This is a genomic window from uncultured Pseudomonas sp., assembly GCF_913777995.1.
Lineage (GTDB): Bacteria > Pseudomonadota > Gammaproteobacteria > Pseudomonadales > Pseudomonadaceae > Aquipseudomonas.
This window is the reverse complement of the sequence record NZ_CAJYVE010000019.1, coordinates 12,735-34,480: the sequence shown is the minus strand read 5'-3', so window position 1 is coordinate 34,480 and position 21,746 is coordinate 12,735. Positions and strand designations below refer to the sequence as shown.

The window sequence follows — 21,746 nt, the reverse complement described above, 5'->3', positions numbered from 1 at the left end:
TACTCTTGATGTCAGGCAGAGCGCCGCCGCAAGGCGTAGCAACGCAGCTTCGCAACGAAGATCACGGCGCACTTGTGCGGCGGACTCGTGATTCACCTCGCTAGCGGCCCTTGAAAGAGGGTGGCCGCTTGTCGATGAACGCGGCCATGCCCTCCTTCTGGTCATGGCTGGCGAACGCCGCGTGAAACACGCGACGTTCGAAACGTACACCCTCCGCCAGGCTGACCTCGAAGGCCCGATTCACACTTTCCTTGACCATCATCGCCACCGGCAGGGATTTCTCCGCGATCAGCCCAGCCACCCGCACGGCCTCGTCGAGCAATTGCCCGAGCGGTACCACCCGCGAAACCAGGCCGGCACGTTCTGCCTCGGCGGCGTCCATGAGCCGGCCACTGAGGCACATTTCCATAGCCTTGGCCTTGCCAACGGCGCGGGTCAGCCGCTGGGTGCCGCCCATGCCCGGCAGAACACCGAGATTGATTTCCGGTTGACCGAAACGCGCGTTGTCCGCCGCAAGGATGAAATCGCACATCAGGGCCAACTCGCAGCCACCGCCCAGCGCGTGGCCAGCCACCGCTGCGATGAGCGGTTTGCGACGACTGGCGACCCGGTCGCTGGCTGCGAACAGGTCGTCGAGGTAGATTTGCGGGTAGGTCAGCTCGGCCATTTCCTTGATATCGGCCCCCGCCGCGAAGGCCTTTTCAGAACCGGTAAGGACGATACAGCCAATCTGGGCATCGCGTTCGAAGGCGTCGAGGGCCTGATTGAGCTCCTCGATCAACTGTGCGTTAAGCGCATTCAGGGCCTGTGGACGATGCAGCGTGACTACGCCGACCCTTCCTCTAATCTCTGTGAGAATAGCCTTGTAACTCATTGAATTAGTTCCTTATTTTTCTTTTTCTTAGTCATGCAGCAAATCAGACAAATCACCTTCAAAAACAACCACAACTAATTGATTTATTGGGTTATTTCTATCGCAATTGCCGTCGCCTCTCCACCACCAATGCAAATGGCCGCCACACCTCGCTTCAGGCCACGGCGGCGCAGTGCCGACAACAGCGTCACGAGGATCCGCGCGCCCGAGGCACCTACCGGATGCCCCAACGCACAGGCTCCACCGTGGACATTGACCTTGTGATGGGGCAACTCCAGTACGCTCATCGCCACCAGGCTCACCACCGCGAAAGCCTCGTTTATCTCGAACAGATCGACCTGTTCGGCGCTCCAGCCGGTACGCGCGAACAGCGCACGCACGGCGCCGATCGGCGCGGTGGTGAACAGCCCAGGCTGATCCGCATAGGCAGCGTGGCCATGGATCACCGCCAGGGGTGCCAGGCCGCGACGCTGCGCTTCGGAACGGCGCATCAACAACAGCGCCGCCGCGCCATCGGAAATTGAACTGGAGTTGGCCGCGGTGACCGTTCCGCCCTCGCGAAACGCCGGCTTGAGCGTCGCGATACGTTCCGGCCGCGCCTTGGGGGGCTGCTCATCGCGGCTGATGGTGACCGTCTGTTTGCCCTGGGGCACTTGCAACGGCACGATTTCTTCGTCGAACCAGCCGCTGTCCATCGCTTCCTGCGCCCTGCCCAACGACGACAGCGCGTAGGCATCCTGCGCTTCACGGCTGAAGCCGTGACGTTGCGCACAGTCTTCGGCATAGGTGCCCATCAGTCGACCCGGTTCGAAGGCGTCTTCGAGCCCGTCATGGAACATGTGATCGAGCACTCGACCATGGCCCATGCGATAGCCCTCACGGGCGCGGTCCAGTAGATAGGGGGCGTTGGACATGCTCTCCATGCCGCCGGCCACCACCACGCTGGCACTGCCCGCCAGCAACAGGTCATGAGCCTGGATCACGGTCTGCATGCCGGAACCGCACATTTTGTTGACCGTCGTGCAGCGTGTCGCCAGGCTCAGCCCGGCCCCCAGTGCCGCCTGGCGCGCCGGGGCCTGGCCGAGACCTGCCGGAAGCACACAACCGAACAACACCTCTTCGATGGCTCCGGCCTCGATGCCGGCCCGCTGTACCGCAGCGCGGATCGCCGCACTGCCCAGCTGCGGCGCGCTGAGCCCCTTGAGGTCACCTTGAAAACCACCCATGGGCGTACGCGCCGCACTGACGATGACCACCGGATCCTGCTGAGCTTGAACGGACATGCTGTACTCCTTGCGAGATGGGGCAGCGATGCCGCCGTCGGGCGACACAGCAACGCCATCGACCAATGCGATGGCCATGTCTTGAGCGTAGCGGAAGAAGACGGCCCTGAACGCCTCATCACCGGCAGCGAATCGCGCCGTCCCGTTGCGGTCAGATGCCTGACGACCATTGCGGAGAAACTCGACGTGCGCCGATTACTTTACCTGTTGCTCACCACGCTGATGCTCGGAAACGGCGGCTGTGCACTGTTGCCCGACCAGGACCCGCTGCTGATCGACGTGGCCGGGGTCGAGCCCTTGCCGGGCCAGGACCTGGAAGTGCGGATGGCGGTCACGCTGCGGGTGCAGAACCCCAATGACCGAGACATCGACTACAACGGCGTGGCGTTGCGTCTGGAGGTGAATGACCGACTGCTGGCCTCCGGGGTCAGTGATCGGTCGGGTCGGGTGCCGCGCTTTTCGGAAAGCCTGGTCGTGGTGCCGGTGAGCATCAGCGCCTTTTCCGCCCTGCGCCAGGCGCTGGGGCTGGCCCAGGGACAGCAGATCGAGCAACTGCCCTACACGCTGCACGGCAAGCTTTCCGCGGGTCCGTTCGCCACCCAGCGCTTCGAAGCCAGCGGCACCCTGGACCTGAGACCCCGCGCATCGAGCCCCGACGGCCGCTGGCTCAGCGAGCCGCAGCCATGAGCCGGTTGACCTCGCTACGCACCATGTTGGCGAACTCTGGCGGGCTCATGGCGTCGAGTTCGGCACGTACCCATTCGGCCCATTTGCCCTTGCGCTTGGATTTTTCCCCGATCAGGCGTGCCGCTTCACCCTTGGCCTTGCCCAGATTGCTCTGCCATAGCTCGAACAGGCGCGCCTTTTCATCTTCGATCGCCGCACGTTCGGGCAGGCTGAGATTGGCGAGATTGAAACTCATGGCGGTTACCTCCTACTAAAACCGGGTGCAATCTTACACGGGGTGGCGCGCAGGTTCATCGCGTTGCAACTTTTGCCTTGCCGCCCTACTCCATTGCTCAAATGCCATCCACTGAAAGGAAACCATCATGGCTCGCAAGACCAACGCGCAAAACACCGCCGACCAGATCAAGGACCAGGCATTCAGCGAACTGCAGGCGCTTATCGAAGAATCGGAAAAACTCCTCAAGGACAGCGCATCGCTGGTAGGCGAAGACGCCGAGACCCTCAAGGCACAACTGGGCCAGAAGCTCACCCAGGCCCTGGATGCAGTGACCAGCGTACGTGAGCGTACCCGCCCGGTGGTCGAAGCCACCGAGACCTACATCGGCGGCCATCCTTGGCAGACCGTGGCGGTCTCCGCCGGATTCGGCCTGGTGGTCGGCCTGCTGCTGGGCCGTCGCTGACCGGAGGGTGCTTCAGCCGCCCTACCGTTCGGCCAAGCGGCATGTCGTTCGGTAGGTAGCGGCTTTGGCCGCAATACAGTTCAGTTAGACCGGGTAGGAGCGGCTTCAGCCGCGAAGCGACCGCATGTTCATGACAGATGCAGTGCATTTCCTGGCGCTTTCGCGGCTAAAGCCGCTCCCACCGGGCCACATGCCGCTTAAGCGAACAGTATTGGTTTAGCCGCGAAGAGGCCCCGAAGTTCACTGCATCTGCCATGAACACAAGGCCGCTCCAGCCAGTACCTGAACGGTCGGTCCGGGCCTGACGTCCTAAAGTGCGCGATGTACCAGGGTCGGCTTGGTGAAGCGGTGCGACTTGTCCACCTTGGCCTGCAGCTCGGTGAGTTGGGCCTGGCCTTCCGCTTCAGTGGCGTAGGGGCCGAGTATGATCTGCTGCTTGCCTTCGATGTTGACGATTGTCGGTGCGTAGTGCCGTTCCAACAGCCAAGCGCTGGTGTCACTCACCGCCTCACGGGTATTCATCTGGATGTACCACTTCGGCTCGCTGACCGGCGCTGCCGCCGCTGGCGCATTGGCCGTGTCGGAACGGGCCGGAGCCTCGGGCTTTCCGGCATCGCACGCCGCCAATGCCAGCATCGCCATCATCATTACCATCTTGCGCACGTGGGATCGCTCCTGATTGAAGAGGCGCGAGTCTATCACCCCTGACGGGTCGCTCGACGCCCTGCGTTAAGGTGCCGCAGCCCCTGGATAGCGCGCCGAGCACGCCGCGCCTCGGGAAGCCTGAGGCTGAAGCGGGAACGACAATGATGTAATCGGATGTTTCGACACGCCGGTAAAACGGCCGCACGGGCAATGCGCCGGTGACGGCGGTCTATGCTCAGCAGCGCACCTGCTTCATTCAAGCCTGTCGGCAGGAGTCCATCGATGTGCAACCATGACCCGCTTCACTGTTTCGTACCGCCCTACATTCTCGAACACATGACCCAGTCCCCCCATCGCCGGGTCAGCCAATGCGCAATCGCCAACCTGGCCGGCGGCTCGGCGTTTCTCGCCAGCCGCCTTACCGCCCAGGCCACCCCCGGCCTGCTGCCCGTCCAGCCCGGCCCAGGCGGCAGACACCGCCTGATCTACGACGCGGAAGGTACGCCAAGGCTGCCCGGACGCCTGGCGCGCAGCGAAGGCCAGCCCGACAGCGGCGATCCGGCAGTGGATGAGGCCTACGACGGGTCGGGCCTGGTCCATGACTTCTATGACAAGCTGTTCGCGCGTGACTCGCTGGACGGCCAGGGCATGGCGCTGGTTTCCACCGTTCATGTGGGCGAGGTCGACCTGCAAGGCGATACGGTGCCATTGAACAACGCCTACTGGAATGGTCGGCAGATGGCCTACGGAGATGGCGACGGCGAGGTGTTCCGGCGCTTTACCGGCAGCCTGGAAGTGATCGGCCACGAACTCAACCATGGCCTGCAGAGCTTCACCTCCAACCTCACCTACCAGGGCCAGTCCGGCGCACTGAACGAGCATTTCGCCGACGTGTTCGGCATTCTGGTGCGCCACTGGCACGAGGGCACACCGGCTCGCGAGGCAAGCTGGGTGGTGGGACGCGAATTGCTGGTGCCGGCCGCCACACGACGCGGGATCCGCGACATGGAACAACCGGGCCACGCCTACCGCCAGGACCCCGACCTGGGCGACGACCCGCAGCCGGCCCACATGAACGAGCTCTACACCGGCGCGCGAGATCGGGGCGGCGTGCATATCAATTCCGGAATTCCCAACCGCGCCTTCGTGCTGGTGGCCAAGGCGCTGGGCGGTAATGCCTGGGACGAAGCCGGGCGGATATGGTATGACACACTTCTGCAGTTGCCGGCCGACAGTCAGTTCATTGACTGCGCGCGACTCAGTATCGAGATTGCCGGTCGCCAGCCATACGGGCCCGCAGCGCGCAAGGCAGTGGCAGCCGCCTGGCGCGAAGTCGGCATCCTGACCTGACTCCGAGGAGGAATCCGCTCATGAAAGTCTGCTTCGTCCAGTCCGGCGGATTCGTCGGTGCGGTGCGGCGCTACGAGGTCGACACGGAACAGTTGCCAGACGAACAGGCCCAGCACCTGCGCCAACTGGTGCTGGACAGTGGCCTGCGGCCCTCGGACCAGGTCACCGAAAGCCAGAACCGCGATGCCCGGGAGTACGAGCTGACCATCGAAGACCAGAGCAACACCCTGTGCCTGGTGTTCGACGAGCACAACATTCCCCAAGCCGTACGTCCTCTGCTGGGCTTTCTGCAACGCCAGGCCCGTCCGGACCGTCCCTGAGCGGCCCATGCCGGGCTGGCAGTCCGCCGCCCGGCAGTTCAGAATATCCGCCCGATGCCAGGCGAACGTCGCCCTGCGGCTGCGGTCCATCATGTAGTCGCCCCCGCGCGGTGATGAACCTGTGTGCATAATTACAAGCCGTCACCACGGTAACAGGGTATCTTCCCCTGCCCTGCATGACTCTCTCAGAACCAGTATTCACGGTGCCGATGAGTATCGAACCTCCCAGCCACCCGCCAGCGGGCCTGATCATCTGCGAACATTGCGACTCGCTGTATGAGATCCACCCCTTGCGTGCCGGCGAAGCCGCCTATTGCCTGCGCTGCGCTGCGCTGCTCAGCCGTGGCCAGCGCATGTCGCTCGAACAATGGCTGGCGCTCACCCTCACGGCGGCCATGCTGTTCATCTTGGCCAACATATTCCCGGTCATCAGCATCAGCATGCAGGGCCTGAGTAACGAAGTGACCCTGTGGCAATCGGTGCAAGCCCTGGCCCAGGGCCGCATTACTCTGATCGCCCTGGTCGCCGGGCTATCGATCATCTTCGCTCCACTGCTGCAGATCGTCCTGCTGCTCTGGGTCTTGCTGCATGCTCAACGCGGCATCGTCGCGCCGGGCTTCAAGGCCTGCATGCGGGCGCTCGAACACCTGCGACCGTGGAGCATGCTGGAAGTGTGCATGCTGGGGATCCTGGTGGCGATCATCAAGCTGGCCGGCATGCTCGACGTGCATCCCGGCGTCGGGCTCTGGGCCATGGCGATGCTCATGGTGCTCATCCTGCTGATCGCCAACCGCAACATCCGTCGCCTCTGGGACCTGCTCGAGGTACGGCCGACATGAGCCGCATCCCCTATGCCTGGCAGCATCGGCTCAACCTGTGCCACCTCTGCGGCTATGCCTGCCCTGAGCACGCCCACTGCTGCCCACGCTGCGACGCGCCGGTCCATCATCGCAAGCCGAACAGCATTGCCCGTACCTGGGCGTTTCTCATCGCTGGCATGATCTTCTACATACCGGCCAACGTGTTGCCGGTGATGTACACCAACATGCTCGGCAACAGCAGCGAAAGCACGATCATGAGCGGCGTGATCGACTTTTTCCATCACGGTTCCTGGGACATCGCGTTGCTGATCTTCATCGCCAGCGTGCTGGTGCCATGCCTGAAATTCGCCGTGCTCGGCATGCTGCTGGTGACCTGCCAGCGACGCAGCCGCTGGGCCATGGTCGAACGCACCCGCCTGTATCGCTTCATCGAGCTGATCGGCTACTGGTCGATGCTCGACGTGCTGGTCGTGGCCCTGGTGGCTTCGCTGGTGCAGTTCCGCGAGCTCAGCAGCATCGAGCCGCGCATCGGCATCCTGTTCTTTGGTTTGGTCGTGGTGATGACGATGTTCGCCGCCATGAGTTTCGATCCCCGGCTCATCTGGGACGCAGAGGTTGAAGATGTCTGATAATGCCCCCCCGAAAACGGCCGCTACACCCCCTCAGCCGCAGATCAGGCAACGCAAGGCGCGTATCTCGCTGGTATGGCTGGTGCCCATCGTCGCCGGCCTGATCGGCCTGTCGATGGCTCTGCACGACTGGATGAACCTGGGTCCGAAGATCACCGTGAGCTTCGAGACCGCCGAGGGCCTGGAAGCCAACAAGACCCAGGTCAAGTACAAGAACGTGGTGATCGGCATGGTCACCGCCATCAGCCTCAGCGAGGACCGCACGCACGTCCTGGCCACCATCGAACTGAACAACTCCGCAGGCCCCTTCACCCGCGTCGACAGCCAGTACTGGGTGGTCCGTCCGCGCATCGGCGCACACGGCATCTCCGGGGTCGACACCCTGCTGTCGGGAGCTTTCATCAACGCCGACGCCGGCAACGCCGAGCAGACCACTCATGAGTTCGTCGGCCTGGAAACCCCGCCGCCGGTGACCTTCGGGGAAAAGGGCAAGCGCTTCATCCTGCACACCGACGACCTCGGCTCACTGGATATCGGCTCGCCGATCTATTACCGGCGCATCCAGGTCGGCCAGGTGGTGGGTTACAACCTGTCCGATGACGGCAAGGGTGTCGACGTACAGATCTTCATCAATGCTCCCAACGACAAATACATCACCACCGACACGCGCTTCTGGAACGCCAGTGGCGTGGACGTCACGGTCGGTACCGCGGGCCTGAAGATCGACACCCAGTCACTGGCGTCCATCGTATCGGGCGGTATCGCCTTCCGTGAACCGAACTGGAGCCCCGACGCCAAGCCCGCCGCCGAGAACGCGGAGTTCCGTATCTTCGACGACCAGGCCACCGCGCTGGCGCCGCCAGACGGCGACCCGCTGTATATCCGCATGCGCTTCAAGCAGTCGCTGCGTGGCCTGGCGGTCGGTGCGCCGGTGGACTTCCTGGGCGTCAACATCGGCAAGGTGCTGTCCGTTGACCTCGACTACGATGGCGATACCCGCACGTTCCCTGGGGTGGTCGGTGCGCTGATCTACCCAAAGCGCCTGGGCGCCGCCGAAGAAAAACTTCGCGACCTGGCCGGCAACGGCGATCCCGACGAGCAGTCGGCACGTATTCTCGGCTCATTCATCGGCAACGGCCTGCGCGCGCAGGTACGCACCGGCAACCTGCTCACCGGCCAGTTGTACATCGCGATGGAGTTCGATCCCAAGGCTCCCAAGGTCACCTTCAACCCCCGTGCACGACCTCTGGAAATTCCCACGGTGCCTGGCAGTTTCGACAAGCTGCAGGAGCAGTTGCAGGCCTTCGTCGACAAGCTCGGCCGGGTGCCGATCGACGAACTGGCCGCCAACCTCAACGGCAGCCTGAGCGAACTGCAAAAGACCCTCAAGACCGTCAACGGCAGCGTGCTGCCGCATGTGCGCGGTACGCTGCAGCAGGCGGAGAAGACCCTGGCCAGCGCCAACGACAGCCTGGCCGAGGACTCGCCAGGCCGCCAGCAACTCGGCCAGATGCTTGAAGAAGTGCAACGGGCCGCACGCTCGATGCGCGTGCTCACCGACTTCCTCAGCCGCCAGCCCGAATCGCTCATCCGTGGCCGTAGCGGCGATGCCGCGCCGGCGTCGTACAAGAGTTCGTCACGCACCAAGACCCTGGAGCCGCAACAATGACCCTGCGCCTGAAACTCGCTGTCCTGGCCACGGCCCTGGGGCTGGCCGCCTGTTCCTCACCGACCATGCACTACTACACGCTGGTCGCGCCGTTGCACAGCGAAGCAACCAGCGGCGCGCCTGCGCCGTTCCAGTTCGAGATGCTACCCGTATTGCTACCCGTCCAGGTCGACCAGCCACCGCTGGTGGTGCGCCAGGGTGACGGCAGCCTGGCCATTCTCGATACCGAACGCTGGGGTGCACCGTTGGGGGATGAATTCCATGACGCCCTGACCGCACAGCTCGAACAGCGCTGGGGCCGCCGTGACATGGCCGGCCTGCCGAAGGAAGGCGACCTGCCGGTGCTGTCGCTGCGCACCGACGTGCGTCGCTTCGAGTCGGTGCCCGGCCAGTATGCACTGCTCGATGTGGTCTGGAACCTCAGCCTGCGTGGTGGCGCAGAGGGCGGCAAACGCCAGACATTGACCTGCAGCAGCGTGATTCGCGAGCAGGCCGGTAGCGGGTTGGACAGTCTGGTAATCGCGCATCAGAAGGCTATCTCGCGCCTAGCTGACAGCATCGCCCGCGGCACACAGGCATGGGTCAGCCAGCAGGCCAAAGGCTGCCCATGAGCGTCGCAGCGTCGAGCGATACCCGGGAACAGGTGCCGCTCGAGGGGTGTAATACTTCTGTTACCAAGAATTAACCAGGCCGCGTTCAAAATCGTACAAAAAAGTTCAAATCCCCCCTACTGTCCTCGCTGATTTCCGGGTAATGTTCGCGCTCTGTAACATTGTTCTGCGAACTCCCACATACGACCATCAGTTGCTGCTGTTCCAGCTAGCAGGTCTGTTCGCTTCTTCTTACGTCAATTTATACGCAAGGCTTACACCCTATGCGGCAGATTTTCGAGGACAAACGGATGACAGGGATCGGTCCCCGCCTGAAACGCGAACGCGTACGCCTGAAACTTTCCCAAAGCGCCCTCGGCGCCATAGGCGGCGTGGAGGCCAACGCCCAAGGCAACTACGAGAACGGCCTGCGCTCACCGCGCGCCGATTACCTGTCGAAGCTGTCGGAAGTCGGGATCGATGTGAACTACGTGATCACCGGCCGCAAGATGCCGGCGCCCGCCAACGACAACGCCACCGCTGAATCCGAAAGCCTGCTGGAACAGACGGTGTCGGGTCTGCATGCGAGCCTGCACGGCATGAACCAGCACCTTTATCAGCTGGCGCGGCTGCTCGAGGCCCGGCAAGACCAGGACGAAGATTTCGACCACGAGTACGTGCAGAACCTGTGCAAGGACGCCGAGGCGATCAGCCTGGCGGCGGTAAGGCTCATCTACAACACGGCAAGAACCCGCTGAATTACCAGCAGGCTCGCTTCGACGGTCTCACTGGCCAGCATCGACTGAAACACCAATACTGTTCGCTTAAGCGGCATGTGGCCCGGTGGGAGCGGCTTTAGCCGCGAAAGCGCCAGGAAACTTACTGCATCTGTTGTGAACATGCGATCGCTTCGCGGCTGAAGCCGCTCCCACCCGGTCTAACTGATCAGTATTGGCTGAAACACACACCCTCATGCCAAGCGTGGCACCACGGTCACCCAGTAACGTGTGCGACGTTCGATGCTGACTGGCAGGCTGGCGGCCAGCAGGTCGAGGATCGCCTCGGTGTCGTCGAGGCGAAACACGCCGGTGACCTTCAGCTTCTCGACCCTCGCATTCCAGTTCAGGATGCCGGGGCGATAGCGTGAAACCTCACCGAGAAAGCTGCCTAACGCACGGTTTTCCACGCTCAGCACGCCAGAGCGCCAGTCAGGCTGCGCAGGGTCGAAGCGCTCGACAGCGCCGATGCCGCCATGACTCAGTGCTGCGCGCTGGCCCGCCAATAGAGACTGGCTGGCCCCTGCCTCGGCCAGCAACAGGGCGCTGCCCGTGTTCACCGCGACCCGGCAATGCTGCGCGTCCAGGCGAATGCACAACCGCGCCGAGTCAACGAGCACCTGGCCCTGGCGGGTGGCGATCGTCAGCGGCGTGTTACCGGGGACGACGTCCAGCGCTACCTCGCCCTCGATCAGGTTCAAGGCACGCAGCCCATCGCGAAACCTCAGGCTGACCGCCGACGCCGTGTTCAATTGCAGACGGCTGCCGTCCGGAAGGTTCAGGGTACGCCGCTCGCCGGTTGCGGTGCGCAGATCGGCCGTCCAGGCACGCCAGGGGGTTTGCGTGCCGAGCAGCCAGGCGCCTGGTATACAGCCCGCCAAGACCAGGGCCTGCTTGAGCATTCGGCGGCGCCCGGCCTCGGCAGATGGACGATCGAGGCTGGCCAGCGCCAGTTGCGCCGGAACCTGCGCGAAGCGCTGACGCAGCCCTTGAGCTTTCTGCCACATCTGCTCATGGCGCGGACACTGCATCCGCCATTGCTGCAAGCGGGCGTGGTCTTCGGCACTGGCACCGCCCGACTCGATGAGTGCCAACCAGTGTGCGGCAGCCTGTGCCAGCTCACGGGCCTGATCGTCGTGCGGCCGCCTCACAGGTCGGCCATCAGGCAGTGGGCGTAGGCTTGGGCCATATAGCGCTTCACGGTACGCTCACTCACCTGGAGGCGCTCGGCGATCTGCGCGTAGCCCAGGCCTTCGAGCTGGGCCCACAGGAACGCCCGGCGCACCCCGCCCGCCAGACCGTCGAGCAGCTCGTCGAGGGCCTGCAGAGTCTGCAGGAGCATCCAGCGTTGCTCCGGCGAGGGAATCAGTTCCTGGGGCAAGGTGGCCAGTGCATCCAGGTAAGCCTGCTCCAGTTGACGGCGGCGGTGATGGTTGAGCATCAGGCGCTTGCCCACCGTGGCCAGATAGGCCCGCGGCTCGCGCAGCGCCTCCAGGGCCTGGCCTTGCGGCCCCAGCAGCACGCGCAGGAAGGTTTCCTGGCTGAGGTCGGCGGCATCCCAGGCATTGCCCAGGCGGCGGCGCAACCACGACTCCAGCCAACTGCTGTGTTCTCGATAGAAAGCGTCCAGGCCAGGCTGGAGAGGATGGACTGCGTCGGTCATGCCAGCGGCACCAGGAAGTCAGCTATTGAAATGCGAATAATTCTATTTAACTTACCCGTCGCCGCCAATCTGAATTTTCTGCCAACGGCCATTGGTCGCACGGCTCTGGCAGACCGTGACCGGCAACTATGCTTAGCCGGTCGTGTACGACATCACTTTTTCAACCCACTTCCTTCCTGCCTTTCAACTTAAAGGACTATTGAAATGCTGACACCACTGGAAGACGACTACATCGAACAGGCCGTAGGCAATCTGGTTTCGGGCCTAGTGTTCGCCGATGAATCCCTGCTGCGTCGTACCATGCACCCCAACAGCCGGATCATGAGCTACAGCAATGGACAGCCGCAGTGGTACACCCTCGACGAGTTCATCGAGACCATTCACTGCGAAACCACTGCGGAAAGCGACTTCAGCCCGTTCTGGGAGGGCCAGGCGCTACAGCCGTCGACCGATCCTGGCAAGCCGGGCAACGAATACCGACGTTCGCTGAAGGTGTACGCCGATTGCGTGAGCATCAACCGCCGCTATGTGACCGCCTATCCGCAACCTTGACCAAGCCGTCCACACCCTATTGAGTGATAGCCAGAAGCCCGATACTGTACATAAAAACAGTATCGGGCTTTTTCATGCAGTTGATCGACAAGCTGAGCATTCTGGCCGACGCCGCCAAGTACGATGCCTCCTGCGCCAGCAGCGGCGCCCCCAAGCGCAGCTCACAGGGCAAGGCCGGGCTCGGCGCCACCAATGGCATGGGCATCTGCCACAGCTACACGCCGGACGGCCGCTGCGTGTCGCTGCTCAAGGTGCTGCTCACCAACTTCTGTCTCTACGACTGCCAGTATTGCGTCAACCGCCGCTCCAGCGACGTACCCAGGGCGCGTTTCAGCCCCGAGGAAGTGGTCCGCCTGACCCTGGACTTCTACCGGCGCAACTGCGTGAGCGGACTGTTTCTAAGCTCCGGCATCATTCGCTCGGCCGACTACACCATGGAGCAACTGGTCGAGGTCGCCCGCCAGTTGCGCGAAGACCACCAGTTCCGCGGCTACATTCACCTCAAGACCATCCCGGATGCCGATCCGGCGCTGATCGCCCTGGCCGGGCGCTACGCCGACCGCCTCAGCGTCAACATCGAGCTGCCCACCGACCGCAGCCTGCAGACCCTGGCACCGGAGAAGAACGTGGTCTCCATCCGCAAGGCCATGCACATCATCCACGATGGCGAGCAGCAGGTGCGCGACGAACCGCGCGCGCCGCGTTTCGCCCCCGCCGGACAGAGCACGCAGATGATCGTCGGTGCCGACGCCACCGATGACAGCACCATCCTGCGCAGCGCGCAGACCCTCTACAGCAGCTATAAACTGCGCCGGGTCTATTACTCGGCGTTCAGCCCGATCCCCAACAGCCCCGGCAGCGTGCCCCTGGCCGCCCCGCCGCTGCTGCGCGAGCATCGTCTGTACCAGGCGGATTTCCTGCTGCGCGGCTACGGCTTCAGCGCCAGCGAGCTGCTCAAGGGGCCGGGGGACCTGGCGCTGGACATCGACCCCAAGCTGGCCTGGGCGCTGGGCAATCGCGAGGTCTTCCCGCTGGACCTGAACCGCGCCGAGCCCAACCTCATCGCGCGCATTCCCGGTATCGGCCTGCGCACCGCACAGCGGCTGGTGGAATTGCGCCGCCAGCGGCGGATCCGCTATGAAGACCTGGCGCGCATGCGCTGCGTGCTGGCCAAGGCGCGGCCGTTCATCATCACCAGCGACTACCGTCCGCCCCAGGCCGAGTCGTCCAGCGACCACCTGTACCAGCAATTGCGCGACCGCCCGCAACCCCAGCAAATGGGCCTGTGGGCATGATCCGCCTGGATTGCGACGACCTGTTCGACACCTGGCGGCAACAGGCACGCTGGTTGCTCAGCCATGGGGTAGACCCCAGCCGGGTCAGTTGGGGCGGCGAGCACGATATTGATCTGTTCGGCAGCGATGAGGCCTTGCCAGAGGGTGCCGGTCCGTTTCAGGCCAAGGTGCCCCTGGCGCTGGTCGAGCAGCTGCAGGCTGCGTCGCAGTATCGTGGCGAGCAGCGCTGGAGCCTGTTGTACGAAGTGCTGTGGCGGGTCTGCCATGGCGACCGCACCGCCATGCTGGCTGGCGACCGACTGGGCAGCGAGCTGCAACGGCGGCTCAAGCAGGTCAACCGCGAGGCCCATCACCTGCACGCCTTCCTGCGCTTCGTGGCGCTGCCCGCCGAAGCACCGCATGCCGACGCGCTGCCGCCAGAGTACGTGGCCTGGCACGAGCCGGCCCACGACATCCTGGCCTGCGCCAGTCGGCATTTCATCGGCCGCATGGGGCGTCATCGCTGGATGATCGCCACGCCCCGCGACGGGGTGTTCTACGACGGCGAGCGCCTGCGCCACGAACGTATCTGCCCACCCGCCTGGCAGGCCATGGCCCGCCAGGCGGACGATCCGGGCGGTGAGCTGTGGCTGACCTACTACCAGAACATCTTCAACCCGGCACGCCTGAACCCCAAGGTCATGCAAGGCCACCTGCCGACACGCTTCTGGAAGAACCTCCCGGAAGGCCCGCTGATTCCAGAGCTGATCAGCCAGGCGCGCACCGGCAAGCAGCGCGACGGCCAGGCCCGCGACGTTGCGGCGCGCCCCGGCAAACGGATCCGCGCAGCCGGTCCACCGCGCTAAAGGCCAGTCAGTCCGGCCTGGCAGCAAGGTGAAGCCTGTACTGTATTGCGCTAAAGACTGATATGGCCGTCGATGCACGCGACGGCATCGCCGCCCACCCAGATGTCATCGCCCACCCGCTGCACGTGCACCCGGCCATCACGACCGATCGCCGTACCCTGGCAAACCACGTAGCGCTCCGCAGCCAGCCCCTCGTCGAACAGCCAGCGTGCGATGCCGGCGTTCAGGCTGCCGGTCACCGGGTCTTCCGGCATGCCGTCGCCACCGATGAAGGCGCGCACCTCGAAGTCCGCCTGCTCACCCTCTGTCGCCGGGTCGCAGGCCGCGAATAGGCCCACGGCCAGGCCGTCGAGCTGGCTGAAGTCCGGTTTCACCGCCAACACCTCAGCGCGGCTGGCCAGGCGCAAGGCCATCCAGCCGGCGCCATTGTCAACCCAGCGCGCGTCGAGCACCTGTCCGGTCGCCAATCCCAACGCCGCGCAGACTCGCGCCTGCAGCTCGGCCTGCAACGGGCCGCTGCGCAGCAAGGGCGGTGCGGTAAAGGCCAGCCGGGACCCATCGCGACGAATGCGCACCAGCCCGATACCACACTGCTGGATGATTTCCTCGCCCTTGGCTACGCCACCGGCCTCCAGCCATGCCTGGCAACTGCCGAGGGTCGGATGCCCGGCGAAGGGCAGTTCCTTGACGGTGGTGAAGATCCGCACCCGATAATCGGCACGTGGATCGGTGGGCTGCAACAGGAAGCAGGTTTCACTGAGGTTGGTCCAGTTGGCCAGTGCCGCCATCTGCTGCTCGCTCAGCGTGTCGGCCTGCAGCACCACCGCCAGCGGATTGCCCAGCAAAGGGCGGTCGGTGAACACATCGAGTTGTTTGAAGGCATAGCGGCGCATCCTGAAGCTCCCGTCCATTCAGAACCCGCGAGCCTGTCACAGCCACGACAGGCGGGTAAAGCCATGTGTGAGCGGTTAAGCTCTCAGCAGCCTGATGAAGGAGTACCTATCCATGCCTGACAGCCTGACCCTCGAACGGCTTTGTGACTACCTGCAGCAACCGTTGCTGGTGATCAGCGGCGCCGGAATCAGCACCGCCTCCGGTATTCCGGACTATCGCGACCGCGACGGCGTGCGGCGCGGCAAGCAACCGATGATGTATCAGGAATTTCTCAACGACCCCGCCGCCCGCCAGCGCTACTGGGCCCGCGCCCTGCTCGGGTGGCCCCGCATCCTCGCCGCACAGCCCAATGCCGCGCATCAGGCACTGGCCAGTCTGCAACAGGCCGGGCGCATCGGCGGATTGATTACTCAGAACGTCGATGCCCTGCATGCGCGCGCCGGCAGCGACGCCACCGAGCTGCACGGCAGCCTGCATCGAGTGCTGTGCCTGGATTGCGGCCGGCGCTTTCCGCGTGCCGACATCCAGGCGCGTATGCTTGCCGACAACCCCTACATGGCCGACGTCCAGGCGCGGCAGGCTCCCGATGGCGATACCCTGCTCGACCCTGTCTACGTGGCGGATTTCCAAGTACCGCCTTGCCCGGCCTGCCAAGGCTTGCGACTCAAACCCGATGTGGTGTTCTTCGGTGAAAACGTCGCCAGCGCCACGGCTGCCCGGGCGGCGGCCCAGGCCAGCGCGGCGACGGGTCTGCTGGTGGTCGGCAGCTCGCTGATGGCCTGGTCGGCGTTTCGCCTGTGCAAGGCGATGGCCGAAGACGGCAAGCCGATTCTGGCCATCAACCAGGGCAAGACCCGCGCCGACCCACTGATCACCGCACGCACGGCACAGCCGTGCGAGCTATTGCTGCCAAGCGTCGTACAGGCCCTGGGCTGATCCCCATACTGATCGCTCGCTCCACCAGGATCAAAAGCAACCGAAGCGAACAGCCTTCGGCATTACGGCCCTTCAGAACAGGTCGAGCTGGCCGCCGACCAGCGTGGTGAAGTCATCGTCGACGAAGGGCAGGATCGCATCGGCCAGCGGCTGCAGCTGACGCGTCACGTAATGGTCGTAGTCGATGGGCGCCTGGCGAGCTTCCAGGGGTTCAGGCCCGGCAGTGGTCATCACGTAGCTGATCCAGCCGCCGTTCTGGTACTGCCGCGGGCGACCCTGGCGGTCGTTGTATTCGTCGGCCAGGCGCGCGGCGCGTACATGCGGCGGCACGTTGCGCTCGTAGTCGCCCAGCGGGCGGCGCAGGCGCTTGCGGTACACCAGCAGTTGATCATGCTCGCCGGCCAGGGTGCGTTGCACGTAGTCGCGCACGAACGCCTGGTAAGGCCGGCGCTGGAAAATCAGCAGATACAACTGCTGCTGGAACTCGCGGGCCAGCGGCGACCAGTCGGTACGCACCGACTCCAGGCCCTTGTAGACCATCTCCTGCTGACCATCGGCGCGTGTCACCAGGCCGGCGTAGCGCTTCTTGCTGCCCTCCTCCGCACCGCGGATGGTCGGCATCAGGAAGCGGCTGAAATGGGTTTCGTACTGCAGTTCCAGGGCGCTGTGCAGGCCGTGGGTCTCGCGCAGGTGGGTCTGCCACCACTGGTTGACGGCCGCCACCAGCTCGCGGCCGATCGCCTCGGCCTGCTGCTCGCCGTGCGGCCGGCCCAGCCAGACGAAGGTCGAGTCGGTGTCGCCATAGATCACTTCGTAGCCTCTGGCCTGGATCAGCTCGCGGGTCTGCTGCATGATCTGGTGTCCGCGCAGGGTGATCGACGAGGCCAGGCGCGTGTCGAAGAATCGGCAACCGCTGGAACCCAACACCCCGTAGAAGGCGTTCATGATGATTTTCAGCGCCTGCGAAAGCGGCGCATTGCCCTCGCGCTTGGCCGCCTCACGGCCTTGCCAGACCTGCTCGACGATACTCGGCAGGCTGTGTCGGGTGCGCGAGAAACGTGCGCCACGAAAGCCGGCCACCGAGTCCTGGTCGGTCGGATGCTGCAGGCCTTCGATCAACCCCACGGGGTCGATGAGAAAGGTCCGAATGATCGACGGGTACAGGCTCTTGTAGTCGAGCACCAGCACCGACTCGTACAGGCCAGGCCGCGAATCCATGACGAAGCCACCGGGGCTGGCCTCGGGCATGCGTTCGCCAAGGTTCGGCGCGACGAAGCCCAGGCGATGCATCTGCGGCATGTACAGGTGATAGAACGCCGCCACCGAGCCACCGCTGCGGTCTGCGGCCAGGCCAGTGACCGTGGCGCGTTCGAGCAGGAAGCTCAGCAACTCGGTCTTGGCGAAGATCCGCGTGACCAGTTCGCAGTCCTTGAGGTTGTAGTGCGCCAGGGCCGGCTTGTCTTCGGCGAACATGCGGTTGATTTCGTCCATGCGCTGGTAAGGCGTATCGATGGCCTTGCCCTCGCCCAGCAGCGTCTGCGCCACCGACTCCAGGCTGAACGACGGAAAACTCCAGGTGGCCGAGCGCAGTGCCTCGATGCCATCGATGATCAAACGGCCGGCAGCCTCGGCGAAGAAGTGCTGGCGGCTGCCGTGCTCGCGCCAGCCCAGTGGCGTGGCGCCGCGCCCGAGCATCAGCGCAATGCCCAGGCGCCGGGCATGCTCTTGCAATACGCGCAGGTCGAACTGCACCAGGTTCCAGCCGATGATCGCGTCGGGGTCGTGCTGTGCTATCCAGCGGTTCAAGGCGTGCAGCAGCTCGGCGCGGCTGGCGCAGTAGTGCAGCTCGAAATCCAGGCCGCTGGCGTCACCGTTGGCCGGTCCGAGCATGTACACCACACGCTGGCCACAACCTTCCAGGCCGATGGAATACAGCTCGCCCCGCTCGGTGGTTTCGATGTCCAGCGAGACCAGCCGCAGGCGCGGGCGGTAGTCGGGCGCCGGACGTAGCTGTGCCTGCAGCAGTACTCCACTGCCGTCGTCACGGCCACTGAACTGCACGGGGGCGTTGATGAAGCGCTCCATGAGGTAGCGCTCCGGCGGACGGATGTCGGCTTCATAGACATCCAGGTTGCCTTTGCGCAACAGCTTCTCGACCGCCAGCAACTGCCGGTACTGCTTGCAGTACAGGCCCACTACCGGGCGCTGACGGAAATCGCGCAGCGCCAGTTCCCGCCACTCGATGCCGGCCTCGTCGCGCAACAGCGCTTGCGCGCGTTCACGCTGCACGACCGGCACGAACGCCACCTGCACCTGCGGGACCAGGCGTATCAGGCGTGGCCCCTGGTCGGTGGCCAGCCACAGCTCGACCTCGGTGCCTTCCGGCGTATCACGCCAGTGGCGGCTGAGAATGAAACCCTGTTGTAGATCCAACGCTGCCTCGCCTGCTTGAACTGGATACGGATTCTACCTGCGGCACACGCCGGGCATTCGCAGAAAACCTCATGGACCACCCGGTGCTGCCGATAAACCGGGCAAGAGGCATGAAGTCGGCAGGGCGACGGGCAGCCGTCTATACCTGTTCATTAAAAGCGCCCGGTAATAGCACTATGACTGCAGCCCAATCTCCAGCCATCTCGACGCTCGGCACCGCGCCCTCGCGCAATGCCCTGCTGGTCAGACGCACATTGTTCGTGCTGCTGGGGCTGTTGGGCGCCATCTCGCTGCTGATGATCGCGATGGTGCTGTCGATCGCCTGGCAGCTCAACCGTGAGACCAGCGCCCACAGCCAGCGCCTGGCGGAAAAGCTCTGGCAAGCCACCGAGCAGCGCCTGACCACCACGACCCGCGACAACGCCAACTGGGGCGACGCCTACAGTGCCCTGCACCTGCGAACCGACTTGGACTGGGCGTTCACCCGCGACAACCTCGGCCCGTCGTTATTCAACCACTTCGGTTTCGAGGGCATCTTCGTCATTGGCCCTGGCAACCGTACCACCTATGCCGTCGAGCAAGGTCAACTCAGTGACGCCAGCCTGCAGGCCTGGCTCAAGGTCTTTCCTGAAGACCTCATACAGGAGGCCCGCGAGGCCAACGACGAAGACGATGTCGCCCTGCGTATCGTCGAGCGCTATGGCCAGCCCGTGCTGCTCAGCGCCGCCCGGCTCGGCCCCGGTAACAGGGTCGACGTGGAAGACGTCACCGGCGAGCAGTCGGTGCTGGTCCTGGCCTATCTGCTCAATCCAGGCAAGCTCAGGGCAATGGGTGACAGCTACGAGATCGATCAACTGCGTGCTGCCATCGACAGCACGGATACGACCGCCGAGCCACAGCTGCGGATCGCGCCACAGTGGGTGCTGCGCTGGAACCCGGAGCAGCCGGGCAACCGCCTGCTCAAGGTCCTGTTGCCGACACTGCTGGTTTCACTGGTCGTGTTGCTCTTCATGGCCGTGCGCATTGCGCGCCGAACCCTCAACAACGCCCGCCTGCTCGATCATCAATACACCGTCATCCAGGCCAGCCGCACCGCCCTCGGCGACAGCGAGGCGCGTTTTCGCAATCTGGCCGAGGCCGCTTCCGACTGGTTCTGGGAAACCGACCTGGAACTGCGGTTGCTCTACCTGTCCGAGCGCTTCGAAACCATCACCGGACAGCCGGCCCAGGCTTGGCTGGGCCAGCGTCTCGACCACCTGCTGCACAGTCTGGAACAGCCATTGGGCACGTGGATCGCCAACCAGCATACCGGCGGGCCGCGGGCAGTGCTGCGCTGTACCCATGTCACGCTGCACGGCGACACCCTGACCAGCCTGCTCGCCGCCAGGCCGGTGCTCAACGCCGGCCAGGTGGTGGGCTACCAGGGCAGTGCCTCGGATATCACCCGTGAGGTGGCAGCCGAGGCACGTCTGCGTCAGTTGTCCGAGCATGACGCCCTCACCGGCCTGGCCAACCGCTCGCGCCTGCGCGAGGCGCTGCAAGCGCGTCTTGAGCGTCTGACGGGCGAGGCTGAGTCGCTGGCGTTGCTGACCTTGGACCTGGACCATTTCAAGCCGGTCAACGATCTGTACGGCCACAGTGGCGGTGACCAGGTCCTGCGTGAGGTGGCGCTGCGCCTGACGCGCTGCCAACCCGAGGGTGCACTGCTGGCACGCCAGGGAGGCGACGAGTTCGTGATGCTCTTCGACACGGTGCCTGACCAGGCAGCCACCGAAGCCTTGTGTCAGCGCCTGATCGGCGCCATCGACCAGCCGTTCGTGGTCAGCGGCCAGGAAGTGGTCATCGGTCTGAGCATCGGTATCGCCTGCGCGCCGACCCATGGCACGCTGGCTGAAGACCTGCTGCGCTTTTCCGACCTGGCGCTGTACCAGGCCAAGAAAGGCGGTCGCAATACCTGGCGCTTCTATGAGCCCGCCATGACCCAGCTCATGGAGCGCCAGCGCGAACTGGAAAAACATCTGCGCAAGGCGCTGCAGCACGGCCAGTTCAGCCTGCGCTACCAGCCCCGCTATGACATCCGCAGCGGCCGCATCAGCGGCGCCGAAGCGCTTATCCGCTGGGAACATCCGCAACTGGGCCTGTGCATGCCCGACCAGTTCATTGGCCTGGCCGAGGAAAAGGGCCTGATCGTGCCGCTCAGTGACTGGGTGCTGCTGCGTGCCTGCACCGATGCGCTGCAATGGCCAGGCGAGCTGCGTGTCTCGGTGAACATTTCCGCCGTGGAGTTTCGCACCGCCGGGCTGGTGGAGCGCATCCGCTCGGTACTCGCCGCCACCGGCCTGCCGGCGGCGCGGCTGGAACTGGAGCTGACCGAACGGGTGGTGATCGACGATGCGCCATCCAGCCTGGAGCTGATGCTGGCACTCAAGGCCCTGGGCGTGCGCCTGTCGATGGACGACTTCGGTACCGGCTATTCGTCGCTCAGCTACCTCAAGGATTACCCGTTCGACACCCTGAAGATCGACCGCAGCTTCATCAACGAGATCGACCGCAGCGCCCAGGGCCGCTGCATCGTCCAGGCGATCATCGACCTGGGCCGGGCACTGTCCTTGAGCGTCACGGCCGAGGGGGTCGAGACCGAACAGCAGTTGCAGCAGTTGGCCTCCTTCGCCTGCGATGAAGCACAGGGCTACTTCCTGAGCCGCCCCATGCCCCTGGCGGCCCTGCTGGAGGCCATTGCCCGGCAAAGTGACAGCGCCTATCAACCCGATTGACGTTTTCTTCCCGGTATACGCCGCTTTCAG

22 protein-coding genes are annotated in these 21,746 nt (G+C 64.3%); 14 read left to right on the top strand and 8 right to left on the bottom strand.

Going from position 1 to position 21,746, the window contains the following annotated elements:
* Positions 1-100 precede the first annotated feature (100 nt).
* Both QZ497_RS08045 and QZ497_RS08040 read right to left on the bottom strand, forming a co-directional pair.
* Entirely contained in the window at positions 101-874 is a 774-nt protein-coding gene (locus QZ497_RS08045; protein WP_295472934.1) for an enoyl-CoA hydratase, read from the bottom strand.
* Positions 875-957: 83 nt separating this feature from the next.
* Positions 958-2,157, bottom strand: a complete 1,200-nt coding sequence (locus QZ497_RS08040) for an acetyl-CoA C-acyltransferase (protein WP_295472931.1) — start codon at positions 2,155-2,157, stop codon at positions 958-960.
* A gap of 222 nt (positions 2,158-2,379) precedes the next feature.
* Between QZ497_RS08040 and QZ497_RS08035 the strand changes: the two genes are divergently transcribed.
* Positions 2,380-2,844, top strand: a complete 465-nt coding sequence (locus tag QZ497_RS08035) for an LEA type 2 family protein (RefSeq protein WP_295473011.1) — start codon at positions 2,380-2,382, stop codon at positions 2,842-2,844.
* Here the strand turns inward: QZ497_RS08035 and QZ497_RS08030 are convergent.
* The gene (locus QZ497_RS08030; protein WP_295472929.1) at positions 2,825-3,079 is read right to left on the bottom strand and encodes a hypothetical protein; all 255 of its coding nucleotides are present in this window, start codon (positions 3,077-3,079) and stop codon (positions 2,825-2,827) included. The genes QZ497_RS08035 and QZ497_RS08030 overlap by 20 nt on opposite strands.
* Before the next feature lie 127 nt (positions 3,080-3,206).
* Here QZ497_RS08030 and QZ497_RS08025 point away from each other — a divergent pair, with 127 nt between their 5' ends.
* The gene (locus tag QZ497_RS08025) at positions 3,207-3,524 is read left to right on the top strand and encodes a DUF883 family protein (RefSeq protein WP_295472927.1); all 318 of its coding nucleotides are present in this window, start codon (positions 3,207-3,209) and stop codon (positions 3,522-3,524) included.
* 309 nt (positions 3,525-3,833) lie between these two features.
* Here the strand turns inward: QZ497_RS08025 and QZ497_RS08020 are convergent, their stop codons facing one another.
* Positions 3,834-4,187 (bottom strand): hypothetical protein, encoded by a 354-nt coding sequence (locus QZ497_RS08020; protein ID WP_295472925.1) that lies wholly within the window; start codon positions 4,185-4,187, stop codon positions 3,834-3,836.
* A 264-nt stretch (positions 4,188-4,451) separates the two neighbouring features.
* Here QZ497_RS08020 and QZ497_RS08015 point away from each other — a divergent pair, with 264 nt between their 5' ends.
* The 7 genes from QZ497_RS08015 to QZ497_RS07985 all read left to right on the top strand — a co-directional run bounded on the left by QZ497_RS08015 (position 4,452) and on the right by QZ497_RS07985 (position 10,306).
* Positions 4,452-5,519, top strand: coding sequence for a M4 family metallopeptidase (locus QZ497_RS08015; RefSeq protein WP_295472923.1), 1,068 nt, complete (start codon positions 4,452-4,454; stop codon positions 5,517-5,519).
* Between the two features lie 20 nt (positions 5,520-5,539).
* A complete protein-coding gene (locus QZ497_RS08010) occupies positions 5,540-5,839 on the top strand; it encodes a protealysin inhibitor emfourin (RefSeq protein WP_295472921.1) in 300 nt (99 codons plus the stop codon).
* A gap of 209 nt (positions 5,840-6,048) precedes the next feature.
* Complete coding sequence (locus QZ497_RS08005; RefSeq protein WP_295472919.1) at positions 6,049-6,678, top strand: paraquat-inducible protein A; 630 nt, start codon at positions 6,049-6,051, stop codon at positions 6,676-6,678.
* Positions 6,675-7,289, top strand: coding sequence for a paraquat-inducible protein A (locus tag QZ497_RS08000; protein ID WP_295472917.1), 615 nt, complete (start codon positions 6,675-6,677; stop codon positions 7,287-7,289). The genes QZ497_RS08005 and QZ497_RS08000 overlap by 4 nt, the downstream gene beginning before the upstream one ends.
* Positions 7,282-8,958 (top strand): MlaD family protein, encoded by a 1,677-nt coding sequence (locus tag QZ497_RS07995; protein WP_295472915.1) that lies wholly within the window; start codon positions 7,282-7,284, stop codon positions 8,956-8,958. Before QZ497_RS08000 ends, QZ497_RS07995 begins: the two co-directional genes overlap by 8 nt.
* The gene (locus tag QZ497_RS07990; RefSeq protein WP_295472913.1) at positions 8,955-9,569 is read left to right on the top strand and encodes a membrane integrity-associated transporter subunit PqiC; all 615 of its coding nucleotides are present in this window, start codon (positions 8,955-8,957) and stop codon (positions 9,567-9,569) included. Before QZ497_RS07995 ends, QZ497_RS07990 begins: the two co-directional genes overlap by 4 nt.
* A gap of 290 nt (positions 9,570-9,859) precedes the next feature.
* Positions 9,860-10,306 carry a helix-turn-helix transcriptional regulator gene (locus QZ497_RS07985; protein ID WP_295472912.1) on the top strand — a complete coding sequence of 149 codons (447 nt, stop codon included), beginning with the start codon at positions 9,860-9,862 and terminating at the stop codon, positions 10,304-10,306.
* Positions 10,307-10,518: 212 nt separating this feature from the next.
* Here the strand turns inward: QZ497_RS07985 and QZ497_RS07980 are convergent, their stop codons facing one another.
* Positions 10,519-11,475, bottom strand: a complete 957-nt coding sequence (locus QZ497_RS07980; protein ID WP_295472910.1) for a FecR domain-containing protein — start codon at positions 11,473-11,475, stop codon at positions 10,519-10,521.
* Positions 11,472-11,987, bottom strand: a complete 516-nt coding sequence (locus QZ497_RS07975) for a sigma-70 family RNA polymerase sigma factor (RefSeq protein WP_295472908.1) — start codon at positions 11,985-11,987, stop codon at positions 11,472-11,474. Before QZ497_RS07975 ends, QZ497_RS07980 begins: the two co-directional genes overlap by 4 nt.
* 204 nt (positions 11,988-12,191) lie before the next feature.
* Between QZ497_RS07975 and QZ497_RS07970 the strand changes: the two genes are divergently transcribed.
* The 3 genes from QZ497_RS07970 to QZ497_RS07960 all read left to right on the top strand — a co-directional run bounded on the left by QZ497_RS07970 (position 12,192) and on the right by QZ497_RS07960 (position 14,679).
* Complete coding sequence (locus QZ497_RS07970; protein WP_295472906.1) at positions 12,192-12,539, top strand: nuclear transport factor 2 family protein; 348 nt, start codon at positions 12,192-12,194, stop codon at positions 12,537-12,539.
* Between the two features lie 74 nt (positions 12,540-12,613).
* Positions 12,614-13,834: a putative DNA modification/repair radical SAM protein gene (locus QZ497_RS07965; protein WP_295472904.1), complete on the top strand. Its 1,221-nt coding sequence runs from the start codon at positions 12,614-12,616 to the stop codon at positions 13,832-13,834.
* The gene (locus QZ497_RS07960; protein WP_295472902.1) at positions 13,831-14,679 is read left to right on the top strand and encodes a TIGR03915 family putative DNA repair protein; all 849 of its coding nucleotides are present in this window, start codon (positions 13,831-13,833) and stop codon (positions 14,677-14,679) included. Before QZ497_RS07965 ends, QZ497_RS07960 begins: the two co-directional genes overlap by 4 nt.
* Before the next feature lie 50 nt (positions 14,680-14,729).
* Here QZ497_RS07960 and QZ497_RS07955 read toward each other — a convergent pair whose 3' ends face one another.
* On the bottom strand, positions 14,730-15,572 hold the full coding sequence (locus QZ497_RS07955; protein WP_295472900.1) for a PhzF family phenazine biosynthesis protein: 843 nt from the start codon (positions 15,570-15,572) through the stop codon (positions 14,730-14,732).
* Positions 15,573-15,684: 112 nt separating this feature from the next.
* Here QZ497_RS07955 and QZ497_RS07950 point away from each other — a divergent pair, with 112 nt between their 5' ends.
* On the top strand, positions 15,685-16,509 hold the full coding sequence (locus QZ497_RS07950; RefSeq protein WP_295472898.1) for an NAD-dependent protein deacetylase: 825 nt from the start codon (positions 15,685-15,687) through the stop codon (positions 16,507-16,509).
* A gap of 72 nt (positions 16,510-16,581) precedes the next feature.
* Here QZ497_RS07950 and QZ497_RS07945 read toward each other — a convergent pair whose 3' ends face one another.
* Positions 16,582-18,942, bottom strand: coding sequence for a DNA polymerase II (locus tag QZ497_RS07945; RefSeq protein ID WP_295472896.1), 2,361 nt, complete (start codon positions 18,940-18,942; stop codon positions 16,582-16,584).
* 176 nt (positions 18,943-19,118) lie between these two features.
* Here QZ497_RS07945 and QZ497_RS07940 point away from each other — a divergent pair, with 176 nt between their 5' ends.
* On the top strand, positions 19,119-21,716 hold the full coding sequence (locus QZ497_RS07940; RefSeq protein ID WP_295472894.1) for an EAL domain-containing protein: 2,598 nt from the start codon (positions 19,119-19,121) through the stop codon (positions 21,714-21,716).
* Positions 21,717-21,746 lie beyond the last annotated feature (30 nt).